Below are 1,680 nucleotides of genomic sequence, written 5' to 3' on the forward strand. Positions count from 1 at the left end.
GGAAGCCTAGATAAAAACAAAAGATTTAATATATAGTATTAGAAAAGGTACCCGCACTGTGTATCAACTAAAACTAGTTATAGTATTATATTAGAATAAAAATCAAAAATAGTATGATAAAAACTCTATCTTGAGGAGATTGTTTCCTGTTCCTTCTACCCCCTCCCCTTCCTTTGTGACGAAAGCTTAGGAAATAGTGGAGTGAGGGTGTTGACTCATTCCCTCAAAGGAAAGCTTCGGAAACAGTGGAGGGTATGATTCTGAATTCACCCCAGAACAATTTCGCCACTCTCTCGTAGGTTGCTCCTGACCTCGCAGTAGAGCAATGTGGACGACAGGATGTTCTCCCAGGGACGGTCTCCGGGAAGGAGACCGTCCCGTGTCGTCTGCATTGACCGAGGAGAGTTGGGATGATCACTGATGAAAAAGTGAAGCAACTACTTGAGCAGATCACTGCTCTCGAAAATCGCGTTGAGGAACCTGAGCAGGCGACAGAAGAGTTCAAGCAAGAGAATCAGCAACTCCGTCAAGAGAATAAGCGGTTCAGAGCCAAGGTCCGATGGAACGAGGAACCACATACACCGCCGAGCAAGGACCAATCGGAGCAAGAGGAGTCGTCCTCGTCGGACGAGGACGACGAGCAGCCATGTACTGACGGTGGCACGTCCGGCCGAAAGTCCGGACACGACCCGGAATGGCGCGACGTTCCTGACCCAGATCGAGAAATCGAGGCCACCTGCGACTGTTGTCCAGAGTGTGGTGAAGCGTTTGACGAGTCGGCGGGCGTCAGCCCCCGACTCGTCGAGGAACTCCCCGACCCGCAGCCACTGGAAGTCCCACAGTACAACTGGAACCACTACGAGTGCCACTCCTGCGGAACTGAGACTGTCGCTTCACACCCCGACTGCCCCAATAAGGGGCAGTTCGGGGTGAACGTCATCGCACAGGCTGCACTCTCTCGGTACGACCATCGCCTTCCCTACCGGAAGATCGGCGACCGTTTCGAGCAACTCTACGGACTGGAGTTGTCGGGCGCAGCCGCGTGGCACGCGACCGAGCGCGCGGCGCGCGTCGGTCGCTGTGAGTACGAGCAGATCCGTCACCAAATCCAGCAAGCCGACGTTGTCCACGTTGACGAGACTGGAATCAAACGAGACGGCGAACAGGCTTGGATCTGGACGTTCACCACCGAGAACCACACCCTGCACGCAGTCAGGGAGAGTCGAGGAAGTGATGTTCCCGCGGAAATCCGCGGCGAGGACTTCGCGGGAACGGTCGTCTGTGATGGCTGGACGGCGTATCCAGCCTTCAGCAGCAACCTCCAGCGGTGTTGGGCGCATATTTTTCGGGAGGCTGAAGACGCCGCCGAGAAGCAGGCGGAAGGCGAACCGATCTACCGTACCCTCAAACAGCTGTACGTCGCTTTCCAGACTCGGATGGAGAGCGACTTGACAGTCCGTGAGCGAGTAGAACTCCTGCGTGTGGCGCGGAGACAACTAGAATCGCTAATAAAGCGGTCAGTTCCCGACGGGCCAGTGGCAACATTACTCGGAAAGATCGAAGGAGGGCTTGACCACTGGCTCACTTTCCACCCGGAGGAAGAGGTCAATACCTAACCAAAATGCCATACTCAAATCACGATCTTATTGAAGAAATTCAGCGAGTAGCAGAGAAACTAGG

At 54.4% G+C, this 1,680-nt stretch carries 1 pseudogene; it reads left to right on the plus strand.

Annotation, left to right across the window (positions count from 1 at the left end):
- Positions 1–410 precede the first annotated feature (410 nt).
- Positions 411–1,610, plus strand: a pseudogene (tnpC, locus tag BMX17_RS24810) (IS66 family transposase); the annotation flags it as partial.
- Positions 1,611–1,680: the final 70 nt, after the last annotated feature.

It is taken from the genome of Halorientalis persicus, assembly GCF_900110215.1.
GTDB classification, from domain to species: domain Archaea; phylum Halobacteriota; class Halobacteria; order Halobacteriales; family Haloarculaceae; genus Halorientalis; species Halorientalis persica.